At 72.5% G+C, this 22,156-nt stretch carries 19 protein-coding genes; 3 read left to right on the top strand and 16 right to left on the bottom strand.

All coding sequences use genetic code 11. The features are described 5' to 3' along the window. Positions 1 to 15: 15 nt before the first annotated feature. The 9 genes from ABD973_RS07050 to sbnA form a co-directional block, all read right to left on the bottom strand. The gene (locus ABD973_RS07050) at positions 16 to 258 is read right to left on the bottom strand and encodes an MbtH family protein (RefSeq protein ID WP_125596541.1); all 243 of its coding nucleotides are present in this window, start codon (positions 256 to 258) and stop codon (positions 16 to 18) included. A 144-nt stretch (positions 259 to 402) separates the two neighbouring features. Then, positions 403 to 1,575, bottom strand: a complete 1,173-nt coding sequence (locus tag ABD973_RS07055) for an FAD-dependent monooxygenase (RefSeq protein ID WP_345499275.1) — start codon at positions 1,573 to 1,575, stop codon at positions 403 to 405. Next, positions 1,572 to 3,038, bottom strand: coding sequence for a condensation domain-containing protein (locus tag ABD973_RS07060; RefSeq protein WP_345499277.1), 1,467 nt, complete (start codon positions 3,036 to 3,038; stop codon positions 1,572 to 1,574). The genes ABD973_RS07055 and ABD973_RS07060 overlap by 4 nt, the downstream gene beginning before the upstream one ends. Beyond that, positions 3,035 to 3,751 (bottom strand): 2-hydroxychromene-2-carboxylate isomerase, encoded by a 717-nt coding sequence (locus ABD973_RS07065; protein ID WP_125822839.1) that lies wholly within the window; start codon positions 3,749 to 3,751, stop codon positions 3,035 to 3,037. The genes ABD973_RS07060 and ABD973_RS07065 overlap by 4 nt, the downstream gene beginning before the upstream one ends. Positions 3,752 to 3,797: 46 nt before the next feature. Then, positions 3,798 to 4,541, bottom strand: coding sequence for a 3-oxoacyl-[acyl-carrier-protein] reductase (fabG, locus tag ABD973_RS07070; protein WP_125596529.1), 744 nt, complete (start codon positions 4,539 to 4,541; stop codon positions 3,798 to 3,800). 163 nt (positions 4,542 to 4,704) lie between these two features. Beyond that, the gene (locus ABD973_RS07075; protein WP_125822838.1) at positions 4,705 to 5,799 is read right to left on the bottom strand and encodes a beta-ketoacyl synthase N-terminal-like domain-containing protein; all 1,095 of its coding nucleotides are present in this window, start codon (positions 5,797 to 5,799) and stop codon (positions 4,705 to 4,707) included. After that, the gene (locus ABD973_RS07080) at positions 5,796 to 7,064 is read right to left on the bottom strand and encodes a beta-ketoacyl-[acyl-carrier-protein] synthase family protein (RefSeq protein ID WP_125596523.1); all 1,269 of its coding nucleotides are present in this window, start codon (positions 7,062 to 7,064) and stop codon (positions 5,796 to 5,798) included. Before ABD973_RS07080 ends, ABD973_RS07075 begins: the two co-directional genes overlap by 4 nt. Then, positions 7,061 to 7,324 carry an acyl carrier protein gene (locus tag ABD973_RS07085; protein ID WP_007267082.1) on the bottom strand — a complete coding sequence of 88 codons (264 nt, stop codon included), beginning with the start codon at positions 7,322 to 7,324 and terminating at the stop codon, positions 7,061 to 7,063. Before ABD973_RS07085 ends, ABD973_RS07080 begins: the two co-directional genes overlap by 4 nt. Positions 7,325 to 7,385: 61 nt before the next feature. Further along, a complete protein-coding gene (gene sbnA, locus ABD973_RS07090; protein WP_125596520.1) occupies positions 7,386 to 8,420 on the bottom strand; it encodes a 2,3-diaminopropionate biosynthesis protein SbnA in 1,035 nt (344 codons plus the stop codon). Between the two features lie 176 nt (positions 8,421 to 8,596). On the opposite strand from sbnA, the gene ABD973_RS07095 reads away from it, so the two are divergent. From ABD973_RS07095 to ABD973_RS07105, 3 genes are all read left to right on the top strand, one after another. Continuing rightward, positions 8,597 to 10,195, top strand: a complete 1,599-nt coding sequence (locus tag ABD973_RS07095; protein ID WP_125822837.1) for a tryptophan halogenase family protein — start codon at positions 8,597 to 8,599, stop codon at positions 10,193 to 10,195. Between the two features lie 97 nt (positions 10,196 to 10,292). Continuing rightward, complete coding sequence (locus ABD973_RS07100; protein ID WP_345499282.1) at positions 10,293 to 10,964, top strand: flavin reductase family protein; 672 nt, start codon at positions 10,293 to 10,295, stop codon at positions 10,962 to 10,964. After that, complete coding sequence (locus ABD973_RS07105) at positions 10,951 to 12,264, top strand: cation:proton antiporter (RefSeq protein ID WP_345499284.1); 1,314 nt, start codon at positions 10,951 to 10,953, stop codon at positions 12,262 to 12,264. The genes ABD973_RS07100 and ABD973_RS07105 overlap by 14 nt, the downstream gene beginning before the upstream one ends. A 117-nt stretch (positions 12,265 to 12,381) precedes the next feature. Here the strand turns inward: ABD973_RS07105 and trpD are convergent, their stop codons facing one another. The 7 genes from trpD to ABD973_RS07140 all read right to left on the bottom strand — a co-directional run bounded on the left by trpD (position 12,382) and on the right by ABD973_RS07140 (position 21,650). Beyond that, positions 12,382 to 13,479 carry an anthranilate phosphoribosyltransferase gene (gene trpD / locus ABD973_RS07110; RefSeq protein WP_125822835.1) on the bottom strand — a complete coding sequence of 366 codons (1,098 nt, stop codon included), beginning with the start codon at positions 13,477 to 13,479 and terminating at the stop codon, positions 12,382 to 12,384. Between the two features lie 41 nt (positions 13,480 to 13,520). Further along, positions 13,521 to 13,742 (bottom strand): hypothetical protein, encoded by a 222-nt coding sequence (locus tag ABD973_RS07115; RefSeq protein WP_125596505.1) that lies wholly within the window; start codon positions 13,740 to 13,742, stop codon positions 13,521 to 13,523. 262 nt (positions 13,743 to 14,004) lie between these two features. Then, entirely contained in the window at positions 14,005 to 15,363 is a 1,359-nt protein-coding gene (locus ABD973_RS07120; protein WP_125822834.1) for a class II 3-deoxy-7-phosphoheptulonate synthase, read from the bottom strand. Next, positions 15,360 to 15,956: an anthranilate synthase component II gene (locus ABD973_RS07125; protein ID WP_125596498.1), complete on the bottom strand. Its 597-nt coding sequence runs from the start codon at positions 15,954 to 15,956 to the stop codon at positions 15,360 to 15,362. Before ABD973_RS07125 ends, ABD973_RS07120 begins: the two co-directional genes overlap by 4 nt. Continuing rightward, positions 15,953 to 17,491, bottom strand: coding sequence for an anthranilate synthase component I family protein (locus ABD973_RS07130; protein ID WP_125822833.1), 1,539 nt, complete (start codon positions 17,489 to 17,491; stop codon positions 15,953 to 15,955). The genes ABD973_RS07125 and ABD973_RS07130 overlap by 4 nt, the downstream gene beginning before the upstream one ends. Positions 17,492 to 17,552: 61 nt before the next feature. Then, entirely contained in the window at positions 17,553 to 18,587 is a 1,035-nt protein-coding gene (gene sbnB, locus ABD973_RS07135; protein WP_345499288.1) for a 2,3-diaminopropionate biosynthesis protein SbnB, read from the bottom strand. Positions 18,588 to 18,653: 66 nt separating this feature from the next. Then, the gene (locus ABD973_RS07140) at positions 18,654 to 21,650 is read right to left on the bottom strand and encodes an AfsR/SARP family transcriptional regulator (protein ID WP_345499290.1); all 2,997 of its coding nucleotides are present in this window, start codon (positions 21,648 to 21,650) and stop codon (positions 18,654 to 18,656) included. Positions 21,651 to 22,156 lie beyond the last annotated feature (506 nt).

Raw genomic sequence — 22,156 nt, forward strand, 5'->3', positions numbered from 1 at the left:
GGCGGTGCGGGTGGGTCAGGCCGCGGAGGCGGCGGACATGCGCCGGCGCAGGCTGGCGGGGCGCAGGTCGGTCCACACCTCGGTGATCCGGGCGAGGCATTCCTCGCGGGTGCCCTCGGTGCCCTCGGCGGTCCAGCCGGCGGGGAGTTCGCGCCCGGACCACCAGATCGAGTACTGCTCCTCGTCGTTGAGGACGACGCGGTAGCGGGTCTGTGCCTCCGCGTCGCCGGACCGGTTGCCGTTCTGCTGTTCGCTCATCGCTGTTCCCTTCGCGTGATCAGGTGTGGCCATCCTTGAAGAGGGCGCTATCGATGCCCTATCGAGCGGATATACGGGCCGGAACGCGGGACGGGCCCCCGGCGCCGGACGGCGTCGGGGGCCCGTGGGAGGGGGAGGTGCGGTTCAGGCGGCGGCGCTGGTCACCGGGGTGCGCAGGGCCGCTTCCACGTCGTGGTCGAGGATCCAGCTCACGTCGGCGGCCGCGCCCCTGACGTCACCGCCGGGGCCGCCGGGGGGCTTGCCGCCCTCGCGGGAGCCGAGCTGCACCCGGGTGGTGTGGGGGCGGCGGAGCGCCTCGTAGCGTTCGAGGGCGGCGGCGGTGCCGGGGGCGTCCGGGGCTGCTTCGGCGAGGCAGACGGCGAGGGCGACGGCGTCCTCGAGGGCCTGGTTGGCACCCTGTCCGTGGTGCGGGAGCATCGGGTGGGCGGCGTCGCCGAGCAGGGTGGTGCGGGCGGTGCTCCAGCGTTCCAGGGGGGCCCGGTCGTACAGGGCCCAGCGGCGCACCTCGCCCGCCGCGCCGGCCAGTTCGCGGACCTGCGGCGCCCAGCCGGCGAGGACGGAGTCCAGGTCGGCCCGGTCGCCGGCGCTGGTCCAGGACTCGGCGTCGCCCTCGGGGGCCGGGGCCACCACCACGTAGGTGAACTCCCGCCCGCCGGAGACCGGGTAGCACAGCACGCGTGCGCCGGGGCCCGCGAACATGTACATGCGGGCCGGGTCGAGGCCGGGTACGTCCGCCGCGGCGACCAGGCCGCGCAGGGCGCTGTTCCCGGAGTACACGGGGGCGTCGTCGCCGGCGAGGGCGCGGCGCACCGCCGAGTGCACCCCGTCGGCGCCGACGAGGACGTCGGCCCGGTCGGTGGTGCCGTCGGCGAACTCCAGCAGTACCCCGTCGGGGCGCTCCTCGTACCGCACCAGCTCCTTGCCGGTGCGCACCCGCTCCGCCGGGACCAGGCCGGCCAGCATGCGGTGCAGGTCACCGCGGTGGACGGTGAGGTAGGGGGCGCGGAACCGCCGCTCCCAGGCCTCGCCCATCTCCTGCACGGCCACCGGGGCCCCGTCGTGGAAGGCGCGGACCTCCAGGGCCTCGGGGCGGACGGCCATTTCGGCGAGGCGCGGGGCGAGGCCCAGGCGTTCCAGCAGTCTGGTGCCGTTGGGGCCCAGGTGCATGCCGACGCCCTGCTCGCGCAGGGCCTCGCCGCGCTCGTACACGGTGACGTCCAGGCCGCGGGCGTACAGGGCCGCGGCGGCGGTCAGGCCGCCGAGTCCCGCGCCGATGACGGCGACACGGGGGCTCACCGCTGCTCCCGGGCGTTCTCGAAGGACTCGAACTCGTCGAACTCGTCGAAGCCGTCGAAGGCGTCGAAGCCGTCGAGTCCGGTGTCCGCGCCGGTGCCCAGGGCCAGCAGGGCCTCCAGTTCGTTCGCGCCGGCGAGTTCCACGTCGGCGACCGGGGTGTCCGGGTCCTGGACGGCGGCCGCGAGCATCCGCTCGTAGCCGTCGGCGAACCGCGCGACGGTCTCGCGGTCCAGTACGTCGGTGTCGTAGGAGAAGACGGCCGTGACCCCCTGCGGGGTCTGCTCGATGCGCAGCAGCAGGTCCAGCTGGCCCTCCTGCTGGGGGACGTCGATCAGGGCGATGTCGAGCCCCGCGTACGGGACGGAGGGCCCCTCGCTCGCGCCCGGCGGGACGTTGGGCACCGGCGGCTCCATGCGGTCCATCTGGACGAGGAACAGCGCGGTGCGGAAGACGGTGGCGCGGGGGAAGGCCAGTGCGCAGGGGTAGCGGACGTTGACCATGCCGCGCATGACGCGTTCGCCGGCCTGGGCGGCCGCGCTGCGGAAGGTGGAGCGGGCGTCGAAGTCGGCGCGGACCGGCATGGTGTTGAGGAAGCAGCCGATCACGTCGCGCTGGGCGCGGCCCATCCGGCTGGTGGCGGGAACGCCGAGGACGAAGGCGTCCTGGCCGGTCCAGCGGTGGGTGAGGGCCTGGAAGACGGAGAGCAGGTACGCGAAGGGCGTCACCCCGGCGGCGGAGGCCGCCGCGGGCAGCCCGTCGGCGGTGTCCTCGGCGAGCTGCCGTACGACGGTTCCGCCCCGGTAGGAGCGCAGGGCGGGCCGGGGCCGGTCCAGGGGCAGTTCGGCGGCGGCGGCGCCGGCCACCGACTCGTGCCACAGGGCGGCGGCCCGCTGCCCCGCCTCGGAGGCGGTGTAGCGCAGCTCCTCGGCCGCGTGGTCGGCGTACGAGCCGGGGATGGGGCGCCAGGCGGGTTCGGCGGCGGCGGCGATGCCCGCGTAGGCGTCGAGGACGTCGCGGACCAGGAGCCAGCGGGAGGTGAAGTCGCTGACGATGTGGTGGGCGGAGGTGACGAGGGCCCAGTCCGTGTCGGAGCGGCGCAGCAGCACCACCCGGAAGGCTCCGGACTCCAGGCGGAAGGGGCGGGCCCCGGCCTCCTCGGCGGCCCGGTGCAGCTCCTCCTCGGAGGCGCCGTCGAGGTCGTGGAACTCGAGGCGGACCAGGGGCCGTTCGCGGACGGTGCGGCGCACTCCGGCGGCGCTCTCGGTGAAGACCGAGCGCAGCAGGTCCTGGCGGGCGCCGACGGCGGTGACGGCGGCGTCCATGGCGAGGGGGTCGACGCGGCCGCGCAGCCGCAGCGGCATGACGATGTTGTAGGCGGAGGCCTCGGGCGAGACCCGGTAGGCCGTCCACATGGACTGCTGGATCGCGGTGAGCGGCAGCGCCTCCACGGTGGTGGTGCTCATCCGCAGCCTCCGGCGTGGCTCATGTCGGTGGTGCGGCCGGCTCCGACGACGGCGAGTTCCCTCTCCTCGGGGCGTGCGGCCGGGGCGGGGGCCCCGTCCGCGAAGGAAGCGGCGAACTCCTCGACCCGGTCCAGGCCCCAGTAGGGCTCGCTGCCGCTGATGAAGTACGGGACTCCGAAGACCCCGTCGCGGTGCACGTCCTTCAGCGCGGCGGCCCCGCGGGCGCGCAGGCCGGCGTCGTCGGGGGCGGCGGCCACGGCGGCGGGGTCCAGGCCGATCCCGGCGGCCAGTTCGACGACGGTGTCCGGGTCGCAGATGTCGCGGCCCTCCAGCCAGCGGGCCCGCCCGGCGCGTGCCACCCACTCGCGGCCGAGGCCCGCGTCGGCGGCGAGGAACCAGGTCAGGTGGGCCGGCTCCCACCATGGGGTGCGGTCGGCCGGCCAGGTCAGCGGCAGGTCCCGGTCGGCGGCGAGGCGGCGTACGTCGCGCAGGATGTAGAACTGCTTGGCGCGGCTCATCGGCGTGTACGGGAACTGCCCGCCGGCCTCGTCGAGGAGGCGTCCGGTTCTCTCGTCGGGCTCCCAGAAGGGGCGCCATTCGAGGCGGTCGAGCAGTCCGGGGTGGCGGCGCTCGATGTCGTGCAGGGCGAAGAAGTTGTAGGGGCTGCGCAGGTTGAAGTAGAACCGGGGCGGTTTGGCGGCACGGCCGGCCATGTCGAAACTCCTCTGTGAATCAGGCTGGTCCCGGTGGTCGGGCGGGTCAGACGACCAGACCGCCGTCGATGTGGAAGACCTGTCCGGTGATGTAGGAGGCGCGGTCGGAGGCGAGGAAGGACACCAGTTCGGCGACCTCGTGCGCCTCTCCGAAGCGGCGCAGCGGGATGCGGTCCGTCATCTCCTTGGCGTGCTTCTCGGACAGGCCGCCGACCATGTCGGTGGCGATGAAGCCGGGGGCCACGGCGTTGGCGCGCAGGCCGCTGCGGCCGGACTCCTTGGCGAGGGCCTTGGTGAAGCCGATGATCCCGGCCTTGGTGGCGGAGTAGTTGCTCTGGGTGGCGTTGCCGGCGGCGGCGACGGAGGAAAGGGTGATGATGGTGCCGCGGCGGCGCTTCATCATCGGGAAGGCCACCGCCTTGGCGAAGTTGAAGGTGCCGTCGAGGTTGGTGCGGACGACCGCGTCCCAGTCCTCGTCCTTCATCATGGCGAGGTGACCGTCGCGGACGATGCCGGCGGCGGTGACCAGCACCTCCACCGGGCCCAGCTCCGCCTCGGCCTCCGCGGTGAAGGCCCGGACCTGTCCGCGGTCCGTGACGTCCACCCGGCGGGCCAGCACCCGCGCCCCCAGCGCCTCGGCGGACTTCGCGGCGAGCCGGGCTGCCTCCTCGTTGGACTGGTAGCAGAAGGCCACGTCGTGGCCGTCCCGCGCCAGGATCTCCACCACGGCCCGGCCGATGCCGCGCGAGCCGCCGGTGACGAGGGCTACCGGCCTCGGTGTCTCGGACATGGATAGGTGCCTCTCTCTCGGAACGCGGGTGTGCGTGCGGGGCGTGCGCGGGTGCGCGGGACGGGTGGGACGGGTGGGACGGGCGGGGGTACGGGGCTGCGGGCGGGGTACGGGACTGCGGGCGGGGGCGCGTCGGCGGGCGCCCCCGTTCCGGACCGCCGGTTCAGCCGAGCCGGAGCAGGGTGGCCCCGACGGTGCCGTCCCGGTCGAGGGCTGTGACCAGGGCGAGCCGGTCGACCAGGGCCGGCCGGGCGCCCGCGTGGGCGAGGACGGCGGCCAGCTGGAAGGCGGCCGAGGCGGCGGTGGCGTCGCCGACGAGGGGGCGTACGGCGATCCGCTCGCCCGCGACGCCGTCCAGCGCGGACTCCTCCTGCTTGCCGAGCAGCCCGGCCGGGGTGCCCGGGGCGACCAGTGCGATGTCCTCGGGGGCGGCGCCCGCGTCGGCGAGGACCTCCTCGACGCAGCGGGCCAGCGCGGCGCCGGCCCGGCCGCTCTCGGGGAAGGCCCGGAAACGGGATCCGAGTACGGTGGCGAGGACCTGGCGGCCCCCGTCGCGGGCGGCGTCCCCGCTCTCCAGCAGGAACAGCGCGGCGCCCTCGCCGAGCGGGTCGGCCTCGGCCCCGCCGTGGTCGGCGACCCGCTCCAGGCGGGCCCGCTGGACGGAGTACTCCTCGGCGGCGCCGGCCAGCAGGGCGTTGGCGTGGCCGCCGCGCAGCAGGCGGGAGGCGTAGTTCAGGGCGAGCAGGCCGGTGGCGGAACCGCCGGAGACGGTGACGTTGGGGCCCTTGAGGGTGTGCCGGATGGCGCTCTGGCCGGTCGGGCAGTTCATCACGGTGTTCGGGAACCGGGCCGGGTCGACGAGGTAGGGCTTCTCCCCCGTCAGGGCGTCCTTGGTGAAGTCCATGATGGACTGGACGCTGCCGGAGGTGCCGAGCACCAGCCCGGTCTTCTCCGGGTCGGCGGCCAGGCCCCGGCCGAAGTCCTCCAGGAGCTCGCCGACGGTGACGACGGCGATGCCCGTGGCCCGGTCCATGGAGCGGGTGCCCTTGCGGCCGAGCACCTCCTTGATGTCGAAGCCGGGGATCAGGCCCGCGTCCTCGTACGGGACGGGCCACTTGACGGTGTCGACGGGGGCGGTGGCCGCCGTCCGCGCGAGGAGTCCCTCGGCGAAGGCCCGGCGGCCCAGCCCGTACGGGGAGCTGACCGCCCAGCCCGAGATGACGAGCTGGCGCTCGCGGGGTTCCGCTGCCGTGCTCATGCGACGGCGCTCCTCTCGTCTTCCCAGTGGCCGAGGACCAGCACGGCGTTGTTGCCGCCGAAGGCGAGTCCGTTGTTCTGCACGACCTTGAGGTCGGCTTCGACGGCCTCGTTCGGTACGCAGTCCACGCCGCACTCGGGGTCGGTGGTGCGGTGGTTGATCGTCGGCGGGATGAACCCCTCGCGCAGGGCGAGGGCGCAGGCCGCTGAGGCCAGGGCGCTGGCGGCGCCCATGGTGTGGCCGATCATCGACTTGATGGAGACGGTGCGGGGCAGGTCCTCGCCGAACACCTGGCGGATCGCGCCGACCTCGGTGACGTCGTTGGCCCTGGTGCCCGTACCGTGCGCGGAGATGAAGTCCACGTCGGCGGGGGTGATGCCGGCGTTGGCGTGCGCGGCGGTGATGCAGCGGGCGATCGAGTCCCGGTCGGGGGCGACCGGGTGGCTGGCGTCGCAGGACAGCCCGTACCCGAGGACCTCGGCGTAGATCCGGGCGCCGCGGGCCAGGGCGGATTCCAGGGACTCCATCAGCAGGATGCCGGCGCCCTCGCCGGTGAGGATGCCCTGCCGGTCGGCGTCGAAGGGCCGGCACACGTCGGGGGCGATGGTGCCGAGCCGGTAGAAGCCGGTGAACGTCTTGCGGCACAGGGCGTCGGCGCCGCCGCACAGGGCCATCTCCACGTCGCCGGAGCTGATGGCGTCGTAGCCGTAGCCGACGGCGTAGTTGCCGGCGGCGCAGGCGGTCGGGACGGTGACCGTCTCGACGTCCTCCAGGCCCAGTTCGCGGACGATCCCGGCGGAGAGCCGGCCCGGCCAGACGCGCCGGGCGACCACCGGGTCGAGGGTGTCCTCGCCCTGGGCGACCTGGAGCCCGGTGAGGTGGTCGAGGTCGCGGGACTCGCCGTCGGTGGTGCCGACCGAGACCAGGGAGCGCCTGGCCCGGACGTCCGCCTCGGTGAGTCCGCCGTCGGCCACCGCCATGCGGGCCCCGGCGACCGCGAACTGGGCGGCCCGGCCGAGCTCGTCGGCCGGCAGCTCGCGCAGCCAGGCCTCCGGCTCGAAGTCGGTGATCTCGCAGGCGTTGGAATGGGCGAAGCCGGTGGTGTCGAACGCGCTGATGGGCTTGGCCCCGCTGCGTCCGCCCCGCAGGCCCTCGGCGAAGGCGTCGACGCCCGTGCCGATGCTCGTCACGACACCGAGACCCGTGATCACCACCCGGTGCCGGGCGGCGGGTCGCCGCCCCGTCGCGGCCGTCCGGTCGCTCACTTGCCCTCGGCCTCCGCGATCACGGCGTACACGCCGACCAGGTTGACCATGCGGCTGAGCTCGGCCTGCTCCAGCGTGATGCCGAAGACGCGCTCCAGCGAGGCGAGGATCTCGATGGTGCGCAGGGAGTCGGCGTCGTGCTCCTCCTTGAAGAGGCTGGTCTCGGTCACCTCGTCGAGGTCGAGTTCCAGGATGTCGCAGACGATCTCCTTGATCTGCTCCTTGCGCTCGGCGTCGAGGGTGGCGATCTGGGTGGTCATCCGAATTCCTCCGTTGGGTGGGGATCGTGCGGGGGCGATGGTTCGATGGTGGGAGCGGCCGCTATCCGTGGCCTATATCCACGAGGTGGGGCGTGACGGCCGGCTGCGGGTCCTTCCACAGGTGGGAGACCTCGCCGAACTGGCGGCGCACCCAGTCGTCGTCGTAGATCGTCTCCAGGTAGCGGTCGCCGCCGTCGGGCAGGACGAGGACCACGTTGGAGCCCGGGATGATGTCCGGGGCGATCCGCTCCAGGGCGGCGACCACGGCCCCCGAGGAGCCGCCGGCCAGCACCGCTTCCTGGCGCACCAGGCGGCGGCAGCCCACGACGCAGTCGAGGTCGCCGACGTGGATGACCCGGTCCGCGTCCGAGGGGCGCAGCAGCCGGGGCACGACCGAGGCGCCGTGTCCCGGGATCAGCCGGGTGACGCGCTCGGGCGGGGCGAACAGCACGCTGCCGATGGCGTCGACCGCGTTGACGGTGGTGTTCATCCCGTGCCGGCGGATGTACTCGGCGCAGCCGCCCAGGGTTCCGCTGGTGCCCGCGGCCACGACGAGCTGGTCGACGCGGCCGTCGAGGGCCTCGGCGATCTCGCGCATCGTGTTCTGGTGGGCGACCGGGTTGAGCGGGTTGGAGTACTGGTCGGGCCAGTAGGCGTCGGGGGTCTCGGCGACGAGGTCGGCGACCCGCCGCAGCCGGGCGGGCAGCAGCTCGCCGGTGACCGGGTCGGGGTCGACGACGACCTCGACCTCGGCCCCGTAGGCCCGCAGGATCGCCACGTTCTGCCGGGTCGTGCGGGCGTCGACGACGCAGATGAAGCGCAGGCCGAAATAGCCGCAGATCTGGGCGAGCCCGATCGCGAGATTGCCCGAACTCGACTCGATCACCGTGGATGTGCCCGGGACGAGTTCCCCGGACCTGATGCGCGCCAGCACCATGGAGAGTGCCGAGCGGTCTTTGATACTTCCTCCGGGATTGAACCGCTCCACCTTCGCGAACACCCGCGAGCCGAGGCCCGGCAGCAAACGCTCCAGTTCGATGAGCGGTGTTCCTCCCACTGTCGAGAGGATTCCCTTCGTCCCTTCGTCGTACGGCATCTGATGCAGCCATCCTCTGCTGGGAGTTGCGGGGTGCGGATACAACGGGACCGAGATTCGGCCAATCCGCTATATCGACGCCATACGGCCGGTTATAGGTGGCGCATAGTCGACGGTCCGAATCTCTTCCCATCGCACAACGGAACTCCCCAGCAGACGGAAGAGAGAGTCCCCACATGACCGGCACCGACTCGCGCATTCAGAAAGTCGTCATCCTGGGCGGCGGCACCGCCGGCTGGATGACCGCCGCTTATCTCGGGAAGGCCCTGCAGGGCACCGTGGACATCACGGTCCTGGAGGCGCCGGCGATTCCGCGGATCGGTGTCGGCGAGGCCACCGTCCCGAACCTCCACAAGGTCCTCTTCGACTACCTCGGCATCGCCGAGGAGGAGTGGATGCGGGAGTGCAACGCCAGCTTCAAGATGGCGGTGCGGTTCGTGAACTGGAGAACCGGCGGCCAGGGCCAGCCCGACGCGCGTGAGCTGGAGAACGGCGGCCCGGACCACTTCTACCACCCGTTCGGCATCCTGCCCGACAGCGACAACGTCCCGATGTCGCACTACTGGGCCAAGCGGAAGCTGGAGGGCCTGACCGAGGAGCCGTTCGACTACGCGTGCTTCCGCGAGCCCCCGGTGATGGACGCGAAGAAGTCCCCGAAGTGGCTCGACGGCACCCCGTCCACCCGCTACGCCTGGCACTTCGACGCCGCGCTGGTCGCCGACTTCCTGCGCCGCTTCGCCACCGAGAAGCAGGGCGTCCACCACGTCCAGGACGAGATGACGCACGCCGAGAAGGACGAGCGCGGCTTCGTCAAAGCCCTGCACACCAAGGCCGGCCGGGTGCTGGACGCCGACCTGTTCGTGGACTGCTCCGGCTTCCGCGGCCTGCTCATCAACCAGGCGCTGGAAGAGCCGTTCATCGACATGAGCGACCACCTGCTGTGCGACAGCGCCGTCGCCACCGCCGTCCCGCACGACGACGAGGCGAACGGCATCGAGCCGTACACCTCCGCCATCGCGATGTCCTCCGGCTGGACCTGGAAGATCCCGATGCTGGGCCGTTTCGGCTCCGGTTACGTCTACTCCAGCAAGTTCACGACGAAGGAGGAGGCGACCAGGGAATTCAGCGCCCTGTGGGGCCTGGACCCGGAGACGACGAAGTTCAACCACGTGAAGTTCCGGGTCGGCCGCAACCGCCGCGCCTGGGTGAACAACGTCGTCAGCATCGGCCTCTCCTCCGCTTTCCTGGAGCCGCTGGAATCGACGGGCATCTACTTCATCACCGCGGCCATCTACCAGCTCGCCAAGCACTTCCCGGACCGCACCTTCAACCCGGAGCTGGCGAACAGCTTCAACCACGAGATCGAGGTGATGTTCGACGACACCCGCGACTTCATCCAGGCGCACTTCTACTACGCGCCGCGCAACGACACGCCGTTCTGGCGGGCCAACAAGGAGCTGACCCTCCCGAAGAACATCCAGGAGAAGATCTCCGCCTACAAGGCCGGCCTGGCCATCAATTCGCCGATCGCGGACGAGTCCACGTACTACGGCAACTTCGAGGCGGAATTCCGCAACTTCTGGACCAACGGCAGCTACTACTGCGTCTTCGCCGGCCTCGGCCTGGAGCCGGACGCCCCGCTGCCGATCCTCGCCCACAAGCCCGATTCGGTGGCCGGCGCCGAGGCCCTGTTCGGCAAGGTCAAGCAGGAGCAGAACCACCTCCTCGACACCCTCCCCAGCACGTACGACTACCTCCGCAAGCTGCACGGCTAGTACGCAGTCGCTTCCTTCCGGTGCGCAGGCCCGGAGCCGGCCCCTCCCTCCGGCTTCCGGGCCCCGCGCCGCACCCCAGACCAGGAGAGTCCCGCTCATGACAGCCACCTCGCAGCCGTCCCCGTCCGCCCGCACCGCCCCGATCGCCCCGAGCGCCCCCACCGTCCGCGCCGGTCTGTCCGACGCGGCCGAAGCCGACATCAGGCCCCTGATGTCGGCCTTCCCCTCCGGCGTCTCGGTGATCACCACGATCGGCGCGGACTCCGAGCCGCGCGGCATGACGTGCAGCTCGCTCGCCAGCGTCGCCCTCTCCCCGCCCACCGTGGTGCTGTGCCTGCGCACCGCGAGCCCGACCGTCCAGGCCGTCCTGGAGACCGGGCACGTGGCCGTCAACCTGCTCCACGAGAACGCCCGCCCCGTCTCCGACCTGTTCGCCTCGGGCGCCCCCGACCGCTTCGAGCGCGTCGAGTGGCGGCTGCCGCTGGGCGCCGGCGGCCCGCACCTGGCCGGGTCCTCGCACGCCATCGCCGACGGCGAGGTCACCCAGGCCGTCGAGTTCGGCGACCACACCGCCGTGTTCGTCCGGATCAGCCGGGTCTCGCTGCACGACGGCGAGGAGCCCCTGCTGTACGGCAAGCGCCGCTACGCCCGCTGGACCGACGCCACGGCCGTCCCCGGCCCGCCCGCGGCGGCCCCTCCCCTACCGGCGATACCCGCCCCGCTCGCCGCCCCGTCGGACCGGGAAGGAGCCGCCGGTGTCCGCCCGTGACCCGCTGCCCGATCTGCTGATCGCGATCCCCGCCGTCATCATCGCGTGCAAGGCCGGCGCGATGCTCTTCCGCCGGATCGGTCAGCCGCCGGTGGTCGGCGAGATCGCCGTCGGCATCCTGCTGGGCCCCTCGCTGCTCGGCTGGCTGTGGCCCGGAGCCCAGGCATGGCTGTTCCCCGGGACGGTCCTGCCGTTCACCGGGGCCTTCGGAAACATCGGTCTGCTGGCGTTCATGTTCCTGGTGGGCCTGGAACTCAACCTCTCGGCCCTGCGCGGGCACAGCCGTACCGCCATCGGCGTCAGCCAGGCGAGCATCGCGCTCCCGCTGGTCCTCGGCTCGGGCCTGGCACTGCTGATGTACGACACGATGGCCCCGAAGGGGGTCACCAAGCTCGCGTTCGTGCTGTTCATCGCCGTGTCCATGAGCATCACGGCCTTCCCCGTGCTCGCCCGGATCCTCACCGACCGGGGGCTCTACCACACCCGGATCGGCGCGCTGGCCATGGCCTGCGCGGCGGTGGACGACGTGACCGCCTGGTGCCTGCTGGCCGCGGTCGTCGCCGTCAGCACCAGCAGCTCCCCCGTCGAGGCGGCGACGACGGCGGCCCTCGCGGCCCTGTTCCTGGCCTTCATGATCTACGCGGTCCGGCCGCTGCTCGCCAAGTGGGCCGTACGGGCCGCCCGCACGGTGGACTCCGTCGTCCTGGTGGTGCTGTTCAGCGGTCTGTGCCTGTCGGCCTTCACCACCGACAAGATCGGCGTGCACGCCCTGTTCGGCGCCTTCGTCTTCGGGGTGATCACCCCGCGCGGCTCGCGGGTAATCGAGCTGTGCGCGGCCCGGCTGCGGGCCTTCACCATCCCCATCCTGCTGCCGCTGTTCTTCGTCAACACCGGCCTGAAGACCGATGTGGGGCTGGTGGCCGCCGACCCGATGATGCTGCTGTGGGCCGGCGCCGTCATGGTCGTGGCCTTCCTCGGCAAGTGGGGCGGCAGCACGGCGGCAGCCCGGGCCACCGGCCAGTCCTGGCGGGACGCCATGTCGATCGGGGCGCTGATGAACTGCCGCGGCCTGACCGAGCTGGTGGTGCTGAACCTGGGGCTGGAGCTGGGGGTGATCGGGCCCGAGCTGTTCACGATGCTCGTCCTGATGGCCCTGCTCACCACCACGATCACCTCGCCCGCCCTGTCCTGGATCCGCCGGGGCGTGTCCCCGGGCAAGGAGGCCGCCGACACGGCCGAGGGGCCGCTGGTCCACGAGCCGGTACGGCTGCCGGCGAAGGCGGCCGCCCTCTCGCCCTGACCCCGCGACGCCCCACCCCCGACCGCCGACCGCCGCCGGTGCGGCCGCGCCGTCCCCCTCCCAGGGACCGGCCCGGCCGCACCGCGGCGCGTCGGCGTTCCGTGCGGCGCCTGCCGCTCACCGCCCGGCGGCGGCGAGCGGCGCTCCGGCGTGTCCGGCGGCCGCCCGCGCCCAGCGCTCCAGGACCGCCTCCGCGGCCCCCGAGTCCAGGGCGGCCGCAGCGGCGGCGATCCCCTCGCGCAGCCGCTCGGTGACCGTGCGGCCCCGGGACGGCTCGGCCGCGGCCAGCGCGGCCGCGGCCGAGAGCAGCACCGCGTCGCGCACCGGACCCCGCTCCCCGCCGGCGAACAGCCGCCGGGCCACCTCCGCGTTGTGCGCGGCGTCCCCGCCGCGCAGGGCGTCCACCGGGGCGGGCGCGATGCCCGCGTCGCGGGGGTCGAAGGACTCCTCCCGGACCCTTCCCCCCTCGACGCTGAGCACGGTCGAGGTGGTGGTGACGCTGAGCTCGTCGAGGCCGTCGTCCCCGCGGAACACCAGGGCGCTGCCGCCCCGGCGGGCCAGCACCCCGGCGATCAGCGGGAGCAGCCGCGCGTCCGCCACGCCGACCGCCTGGGCGGTCGGCCGGGCCGGGTTGGTCAGCGGCCCGAGCGCGTTGAAGACGGTCGGGATCCCCAGCTGCTTGCGGACCGCGGCGGCGTGCCTCATGGACGGGTGGAAGTCGGGGGCGAAGCAGAAGGTGATCCCGGCCTCCTCCACGAGGGCGGCCACCCGCGCCGGCTCCAGGCGCAGCCGCACGCCCAGGGCCTCCAGCACGTCCGCCGAGCCCGAGGCCGAACTCGACGCCCGGTTGCCGTGCTTGACGACCCGGGCGCCGGCGCCGGCCGCGACGATCGCCGACATGGTCGAGATGTTGACGGTCCGGGCCCCGTCACCGCCCGTGCCGACCACGTCGACCGTGGCGCCGGGGACGTCGAGGGGTACCGCGTGGTGGAGCATGGCCCGTACCAGGCCCTCCAGTTCACCGACCGTCTCCCCCTTGCCCCGCAGGGCGACCAGGAAGCCGGCGAGCTGGGCGTCGGTGGCCTCGCCGCTCATCACCCGGTCCATGGCCCAGGCCGTGTCGGCGGGGGCCAGGTCTCGGCCGGCGAGCAGGGTGTCCAGCAAGGCGGGCCAGCTGCGCGCTTCGCGGGCGGGTTCTGGTCTGGCGGTGGTCACTTGGGTCTCCCTCGGGTGAGTGGTGGGGTGGCCCCCGCCGCTCAGCTCCACTCGTCGTTGTCCTTGGTGGCGGACGGCGACGGGGTGGGGGCCGCGGGCGGAGCCTGCGGGGTCGTGGCGTCTGCGGTCACGCCGGTGCCGGCACTGCCGCTGCTGCCGGCCGGACCATCCTCGGCGGCGATCTGTACGCCACCCGCGATCGCCATGGCGGCGATGATCGCGACGGTGATGCGCTTGACCTGGGTACGCCACGTGTTCTGCATCTCTGTTCTTCCCCCGTTGAGTTCCGCTTGAGCTTCGCTTTGTTCCGGTGAGAAGAACACTAGGAAGGGGCGGCTTCGAGCTGATATCGCTGCGCCTTCCGAGGCTGCGCCATTTCGATAAGGACGATATACCTGCAGGTCAAGAGGGGTCCGTGGGGCAATAAAGTACTCCCGAACCCCTCTTGACGACTGCTTGCGGGCCGCTTGAGAGGCCCTCTGGACACCCTCCGGGGCACCCCGCGATAACGGCTTTAACCGGAATTCAGCGTTCCCGGTACATCTCGGCGACCAGGAATGCGAGGTCCAGCGACTGGGTGCGGTTGAGCCGGGGGTCACAAGTGGACTCATAGCGTTCGCTCAGCCCGTCCAGGCTCACCTCCTCACCGCCTCCCACGCATTCCGTGACGTCGCCCCCGGTGAATTCCAGGTGCACGCCCCCGGGATGCGTCCCGAGCTCGCGGTGGACCTCGAAGAAGCCCTTCACCTCGTCGACGATGTCGTCGAAGCGGCGGGTCTTGAGGCCCGACGGCGCCTCGAAGGTGTTGCCGTGCATGGGATCGCTCACCCAGGCCACCGGCGCGCCCTCCGCGGCCGTCTTCTCCACCAGCTCGGGCAGCCGGTCGCGCACCTGTCCGGCGCCCATCCGGACGACGAAGGTGAGCCGGCCGGGCTCGCGCTCGGGGTCCAGCCGGTCGATCAGCCGCAGGACGGTGTCGGAGTCCGTCGTCGGGCCGAGCTTGACCGCGACCGGGTTGGCGATCTTCGAGAAGAACTCCACGTGGGCGCCGTCCAGGTCCCGGGTGCGCTCCCCGATCCAGAGCATGTGCCCGCTGGTCGCGTAGCGCCGGCCGGTCGCCGGGTCCTCCCGGACCAGCGGTTCCTCGTACTCCAGGAGCAGGCCCTCGTGGCTGACGTAGAACTCCACGGCGTGCTGGATGCGTTCGTCGGCCCCGCAGGCCCGCATGAAGTTGAGGGCCTGGTCGATCTGGGTGGCGAGCGCCGCGTAGCGCTCGCCGACGGGCGAGCGGGCCACGAAGTCCTGGTTCCAGGCGTGCGCCTGGCGCAGGTCGGCGTAGCCGCCGGTGGTGAAGGCGCGGACGAGGTTGATCGTGCCGGAGGCGGCCCGGTGCATCCGCAGCAGCCGGTCGGGGTCGGGGGTGCGCTCGGCCGCCTCGAAGGGGAAGCCGTTGACGGCGTCGCCCCGGTAGGCCGGCAGGGTCAGCCCGCCGCGGGTCTCGGTGGGCTTGGACCGGGGTTTGGCGTACTGGCCCGCCATCCGGCCGATCTTGACGACCGGCACGGAGGCGGCGTACTGGAGGACGAGCGCCATCTGCAGCAGGGTCTGCACCTTGCGCCGTACCGAGTCCTCGCGGACGTCCGCGAAGGTCTCGGCGCAGTCCCCGCCCTGGAGCAGGAAGGCCTCGCCCCGGGCGACGGCGCCGAGCCGGTACTTGAGCTGCTCGCACTCGGCGGCGACCACGAGCGGGACGGACTCGCGCAGTCGTTCCCGTACCTCGGCCAGGGCGGCGGGGTCGGGCCATTCGGGCTGTTGTGCGGCGGGCCGGGCCCGCCAGGAATCGACGTGCTCCACGAGATCGCTCCTTCGAGGCTCCTGCGTCATCCGGCGAGGGTGCCGGCCGGGCGGGTCCGTGCTCCGGTGAGGAAGTTCCGCAGCAGCGGCATGCCGCCGACGGTGGTGATGGACTCGGGGTGGAACTGCACCCCTTCGACCGCGAGGGTGCGGTGGCGCAGGCCCATCACGTAGCCGTCGTCGACGGCGTGCGCGGTGGCGAGCAGCTCCTGCGGCAGGGGTTCGGCGACGATGAGGGAGTGGTAGCGGGTCGCCGTCATCGTCTCGCCGAGCCCGGCGAAGACCCCGGCCCCGTCGTGGGCGACCTCGCTGGTCTTGCCGTGCTTGAGCCGGTCGGCGACCTGGACGCGGCCCCCGTAGGCCAGGCCGATGGCCTGGTGGCCCAGGCAGATGCCCAGCAGGGGGACCCGTCCGGCGAACCGGTGCACCAGCTCGACGTGGCCGGACTCGGCCGGGTGGCCCGGGCCGGGGCCCAGGACCACGGCGTCCGGCAGCCGCGCGGCGAGCTCGTCGGGGCTCTCGGTGCGGGAGCGGACGACCTCGGTGTCGGCGCCGAGGGTGCGCAGGTACTGGTCGATGATGTGGGTGAAGCTGTCGTAGGCGTCGACGAGCAGGACCTTCACGGCAGCAGCTCCTCACCGGTGAGCGCCCAGTAGGCCGCTCCCATCTTGTGCAGGGTCTCGTGCCACTCGGCGGCGGGCGAGGAGTCGGCGACGATGCCGGCGCAGCTCTGGGTGGAGTAGGCCGTTCCGTCGTGGGTGACCGTGCGGATGCACAGGGCCAGGCGGGACCAGCCGCGCACGTCGACGAGGCCGACGGCGCCGGCGTACATGTCGCGCGGTTCGGACTCCAGTTCGGAGATGATCTCCATGGCGCGGATCTTGGGGGCGCCGGTGACCGTCCCGGCGGGGAAGGTCGCGGCCAGCGAGGACCAGGTGTCCTCGCCGGGGGCGAGGCTGCCCTCGACGGTGGAGACCAGGTGGAAGACGTGGCTGAAGGTCTCGACCGTCATCAGCTGGGGGGCGTCGAGGGTGGTGGGCAGGCAGACCCGGCCGATGTCGTTGCGGCACAGGTCGACCAGCATCACGTGCTCGGCCCGCTCCTTCTCGCTGGCGAGCAGGGCCTCGACGCGCGGCCCGTCCACGGCGGGGTCGCCGCTGCGGGGGGTGGTGCCGGCGATGGGGCGCATGACGATGCGGTCGCCCTCGGTGCGGAAGAGCACCTCGGGGCTGGCGCCGATCAGCGTGGAGCCGTCGCGCGGGACGAGGTACATGTACGGGGACGGGTTGCGTCCGCGCAGCCGCCGGTAGACGTCGAGCGGGGTGAGGTCGGTGTCGACCTCGATGCGGTGGCCGATCTGGATCTGGTAGATGTCGCCGACGCCGATGTGCCGCAGGCAGCGCTCCACGTGGGCGCGGAACGCCTCCTCGTCGGTGCTGTCGCGCACGGCGCGCGGGGCGGGGGCGGCCGGGACGCGGCCGGCGGGCTCGGTCATCCCGGAGGTCAGCCGCTCGACGATGCCGGCCAGGTCGGTACGGGCGGCGGGGCCCCCGTCGGGGCCGAAGGCCTCGCTGCGGGCCGCCAGCCGGACGGCCGTGCCGGCGTCCAGGTCGTACCAGACGGTGTCCTGGAACAGGGTCAGGACCAGGTCGGGGGCGCCCTCGTCGGTGTGCTCCCGGACGGGCAGGTCCTCCATGTACCAGGCGGCGCCGTAACCGATGGTGGCGAGGAAGCCGAAGGCGTAGTCGGGGCGGGTGCTGTCGACGTCGAAGCGGGACTGGACGGCGCGCAGCACGTCCCAGACCTGCCCGGGACGTTCGAAGATCCGGTCGCCTCCGGGGCCGGCGGCCAGCCCCAGCCCGTCGGCGACCCGGGACAGCTCGGCCAGTACGGGCGCCGCGCCGACGGCGGAGATCCGCCCGGCGCGGATGCGCAGCTCGGCGAGGCGGCCGAAGCCGACGACGGCGGAGTTCCCGTCGAACTCGGGGCTCTCCAGGGACTCCAGGAGGAAGACGTCCTCCCCGAACCGCGCCCGCAGGGCCTCGTACAGCTCGATCGGGGGGTGCGGGTCGAGGGCGGTCTCCTCGATCCGGACGGGGAGGGGGCGCCGGCCGTGTGCGGCCGGCGCCCGAGTGGCGGTGTCGAGCAGTGTGGTCACTGAATCACTTTCCTCGGATGGCTCGGGGCCGTTCGGGGCGGCCGGGTGTACGCGGCGGGGCTCAGCCGTAGCGGCGCATTTCGTGGAAGAAGTCCTCGACGACGGCGAGGTCGCCGCGCTCGTGCAGGGTGTCGTAGACGTGCCGGCCGACCGCGAGGTCGAGGACGCCCAGGCCGAAGGGCGAGAAGAAGACGGGCCTGTCCTCGGGCACGGACAGCTGCCCCGACAGCACGTCGTACAACGTCCCGTCGACGAAGTCCCGGCTGCCGGTGAGCTGTTCGGCCAGGTGGGGGGAGGTGTCGGCCTTCAGGCAGTGCTCGACGTCGTCGACGACGTTGAAGCCGGAGAGGATCACCCCGGGCGACAGGTCGCGCAGCGAGACGTGCAGCACGAGCGGGTTGTGTCCGAACCAGTCGGGCTCGGTGACGTGCGGGGTGCCGGCGACGGTCGCGAAGACGACGAGGTCGCTGCCGCGGATCAGCTTCTCGGCGCTGTCGTGGACGGTGACCGGACCCTGCTCGCCGGAGCGGGTGAGGTAGTCGGCGAAGCCGTCGGCGTGCTCGGCGGACAGGTCGTGCACGCCGATCTCGTCGAACTCCCAGCCGGTGCCCGCCAGGTACTGGTGGATGAAGCGGGCGATCAGCCCGACGCCGAAGAACCCGATCCGGCGCGGCCGGCGGCCCGCCGGGCTGAGCCGGTCGGCCGCCAGGGCGGCGGAGGCGGCGGTGCGGGCCGCGCTGATGATCGAGGATTCCAGGCAGGCGAGCGGATAACCGGTCGCGGGGTCGTTGAGTATCAGCACGGCGGAGGCGCGCGGAATTCCGGCCGCCACGTTTTCGGGGAAGCTCGAAATCCACTTCACCCCGTCGACGGGGGCCGCTCCCCCGATCGACGCCGGCAGCGCGATGATCCGCGAGGTGGGCCGGTCGGGAAAACGCAGGAAATAGGACGGCGGATTGACCGTCCCGCCCTCACCGTGCACCCGATAAGCGGATTCGATCAATCCGACCACTTCGGGCGCACGGCCGTCCAGGACTTCGTGCACCTGGGCGCCGGGGATCACGGCGAAAGAGGGCGCGCCGGTCGTACGTGACATCGCAGACTCCACAGCTCGGCAGTTTTCTCGTCTGCGATGACGCTAGGGAGCCGCTTTATCGCCGGGTTATTGACCGGTTACGGATGCTCCCGCGACACCTCCGGCCGCCCCTGCCGCTTCGGCCACCCGGCGCAGCGCCGCCTCCGCCTTCGCCTCCCAGGGCGGAGAACCGATGCCCTGGAACATGGCGAGTGCGGCGGCAGCGTGCGCCGCCGCCTCCTCCAGGCGACGCGACTGCCGGCAGGCCTCCCCCAGCGCGAGCTGGATCTGCCCCTCGACCATGGGGCTCCGGGTGCGGCGGGCCACCTCCAGGGCCTCCGCGAAGGTCCGTTCGGCGGCGTCCGCCGCGCCGGCCTTGAGCCGCGCCTCGGCGAGCCCCAGCAGCGCGTAGGCCAGACCGAGCAGATCGGACTTCTCCCTGACGATGTCCACCACCCGGGAGAAGTTCTCCTCCGCCGCCCCGAGGCGTCCCAGCGCCAGGTACGCGCTGGCCAGCCGGTACGTGGCCAGCGCCAGCGTGCGCCCGCCTCCCTTGATGCCCTCGCACACCCGCAGGGAGTCCATGCTCAGCTCCACCGCCATCTCCGGCCGCCCCTGTTCGAGGGCGATCTGGGACATGAACTGGAGTGCGTACGCCTGCGTGGTGCGGTCGTCCTGCGCACGGAAGACCTCGAGTGCCTCGCGCAGCCGGCTCATCCCCAGGTCGTAGTCGCCCCGGATCCGGTCGATGAAGGCGAGATTGTTGAGGACCAGGGCCCGGCCCCGCGGATCACCCGCTTGCGTGTAGAGGCCCAGTGCCTTCTCCTGCCGCGCGGCGGACGCGGCCAGCCGGCGGTGCCGGAGCTCGATCACGCCGAGCTGCTGCTCCATGGCCGCCCAGCCGCGCAGGTTGCCGGCGTCACGGGCCACTTCGAGGGCGTACTCGCTGCATCGGCGCCAGTCCTCCAGGTAGTTCCGCGACTCGAACAGGACTTCCATCGACATGACCAGGTCCCAGGCCAGGTCGTCCATGCCCAGTTCCGCCGCCTGCTCGACGACCGCCACCAGCGACAGGCGCTCCGCCTCGAACCACTCCAGCGGCGCCGCCAGCAGCTCCTCCACCAGCACGGAGTCGACGTCACGCCGCGGCTCGTCGCCGCGCACGGTGCCGTAGTCGCCGCCCTTCTCACGCCGGAAGGCCTGCTCGGCAATGGTCAGGGAGGTCCGGAACACCCGTTCGCAGGCCTCCCGCCGGTCCTCCTCGCTCTCCTCCTCCCGCGCCAGCTCCTCCGCGTACAGCCGCATCAGGTTCTGGAAGCGGTAGCGCAGCTGCCCGGTGGCGTCGACGCCGACGACCTCCAGGAACTGCGCGTCCACCAGGTGCTCGATCAGCCGCTCCGCGTCCATGACGTCCCCGTCCAGCAGCGCGGCACCCACCCACGTGGTGAAGTCCGGTACGCCGAGCAGCCCGAGCAGCCGGTAGAGCCGGGCCGCGTCCTTGTGCAGGTAGCGGTAGCTCAGCTCGAAGCTGGCCCGGACCTGGGACTCGCCCTGGCTGAGCTCGTCCAGCCGGCGCCGCCCGTCGCTCAGCCGGGTCACCAGGTGGCGCACCGTCCAGTGCGGCTTCGACGCCAGCCGGGCCGCCGCGATGCGCAGCGCCAGCGGCAGCCGGTCGCACAGCTCGGCCAGGCGGGCCGAGTCCCCGGGGGCGGCCTGGATCCGGACCTCGCCGACGATCCGGCCGAGCAGCTCGACCGAGTCCGCCTCCGAGAGCACGCCCAGGTGCACCCGTCCCCGCTGCGGCCAGGTCACCAGCTGCTCCAGCTGCTCCCGGCTGGTGACGAGCACGGTGGAGCCGCCGCTGCCCGGCAGCAGGGGGCGGATCTGCGCGAAGGTGCGTACGTTGTCCAGCACGATCAGCACCCTGCGCTCCGCGAGCACGCTGCGGTACAGCGCGATGCGGTCCTCCAGGCCGATGGGCACGTCCTCGCTGTCCACGCCGAGCGAGCGCAGGAAGCGGCTGAGTATGTCCCCGGCGGTGGTCGGCGCGTGGTGCTCGTCATAGCCGCGGAGGTCCGCGAACAGCCGCCCGTCCGGGTACTGTTCGGTAACACGATGCGCCCAGCGCACCGCGAGGCCGGTCTTGCCCACCCCCGCGACACCGGTGACCAGCCCGACGGTGGACGTCCGCCCGTCCCCGCCCTGACCCTCCACCAGGGTGTCGAGCGCCGCGAGTTCGAGCCCGCGGCCCGCGAACCCCGGTACATCGGGCGGCAGTTCGGACGGCACGACGCGCCCGCGTACCGCTAACGCGTCGGCGGCACCTTCTCCCCCCGCCACCACGTCCGCCGGCGGTTCGAAGGCAAGGGACGGATCGTCGCGCAGGATCGCGTCGTGCAGCTCCTGGAGTTCGGGGCCCGGGTCCATGCCGAGCTCGTCGATGAACTGGCGCCGCGCCTCCCGGAAGCTCTCCATCGCCTCGGCCCGCCGTCCGGAGCGGTACTGGGCGATGATCAGGTGGTACCGGGTGCGCTCGCGCAGCGGGTGTTCCCGTACGGCGGCGGCCAGTTCGGGCAGCAGCAGCTGGTGCCGCCCCAGCTCCAGCTGCACGCTCGTCATCGCCTCGTAGGCGTTGATGCGGACCTCTTCCCACCGGGCCGCCTCGTCCTCGACGAGCTGCCCCGTGACCCCGGCGAGCGCGGGGCCCCGCCAGAGTGCGAGCGCCTCGGCGTAGCAGCGCGCCGCGTCCGCGGGCCGGTGCGTACGGACGGCCTCCTCGGCGTCGGCGACGAGCCCGCTGAAGAGGACGGTGTCCAGCACGTGCCCGTCGGGCCGCAGCAGGTACCCGGGGTGCGCGGTGGCGATGACCTCCTCGGCGACCCCCTCGCTCTTGATCGCCTTGCGCAGGGCCGCGATGACGATGGCCACCTGGGTCCGCGCGGTGGCTGGCGGACGACCGTTCCAGACCACGTCCACGAGGGTGTCAACCGGAACGATCCGCCCCGGACTCAGGAGCAGAAGGGCCAGAATCGTACGTTGCCGGGCACCGCCGACCTGAACGGACCGTTCCCCCACGGTCACCATGAGTGGTCCGAGAATTCCGAATCTGAGTGGCTCGCCCAACTGTGTCTCCCCCCGTCGCCACCGGGCCCGGCAGCGCGATCACCCTACCTGTCTGCCGCTGACAGAAAAGGGCCGAGACCCAAGCTTTGCGGCTGGTGGGACACCATGACCGAAAGCTGATCGATCATCTCGTGAATGGCTGGAATCGATCGGCACCCTACCGGCACCCGCCGAACACCCACGAGGTCTACATCCGGCCAAACCCAGGGAACAGGAAGGTCCCCTTCACGCCGCCTCCAAGCCACCCACCCGCCACCTCCCAGCAGCCCGGACCCCACCACCCCGACGCCACCTCCCCGAATCCCGTCAACCTCCCCTTGTCTCCCTTCGCACCGCTCCAACGACCGACCCCCCGCCCCGACATCCCCCACACCCCCGAAATTTCACACCCCCGCCACACACCCCCACCCCCAACCGGCCACCCCCTCCCCCACCCCCACCCCGCCAACCCCGATCCGGCCGCCCGG

Source organism: Streptomyces racemochromogenes (assembly GCF_039535215.1).
In the GTDB taxonomy this organism is placed as follows: domain Bacteria; phylum Actinomycetota; class Actinomycetes; order Streptomycetales; family Streptomycetaceae; genus Streptomyces; species Streptomyces racemochromogenes.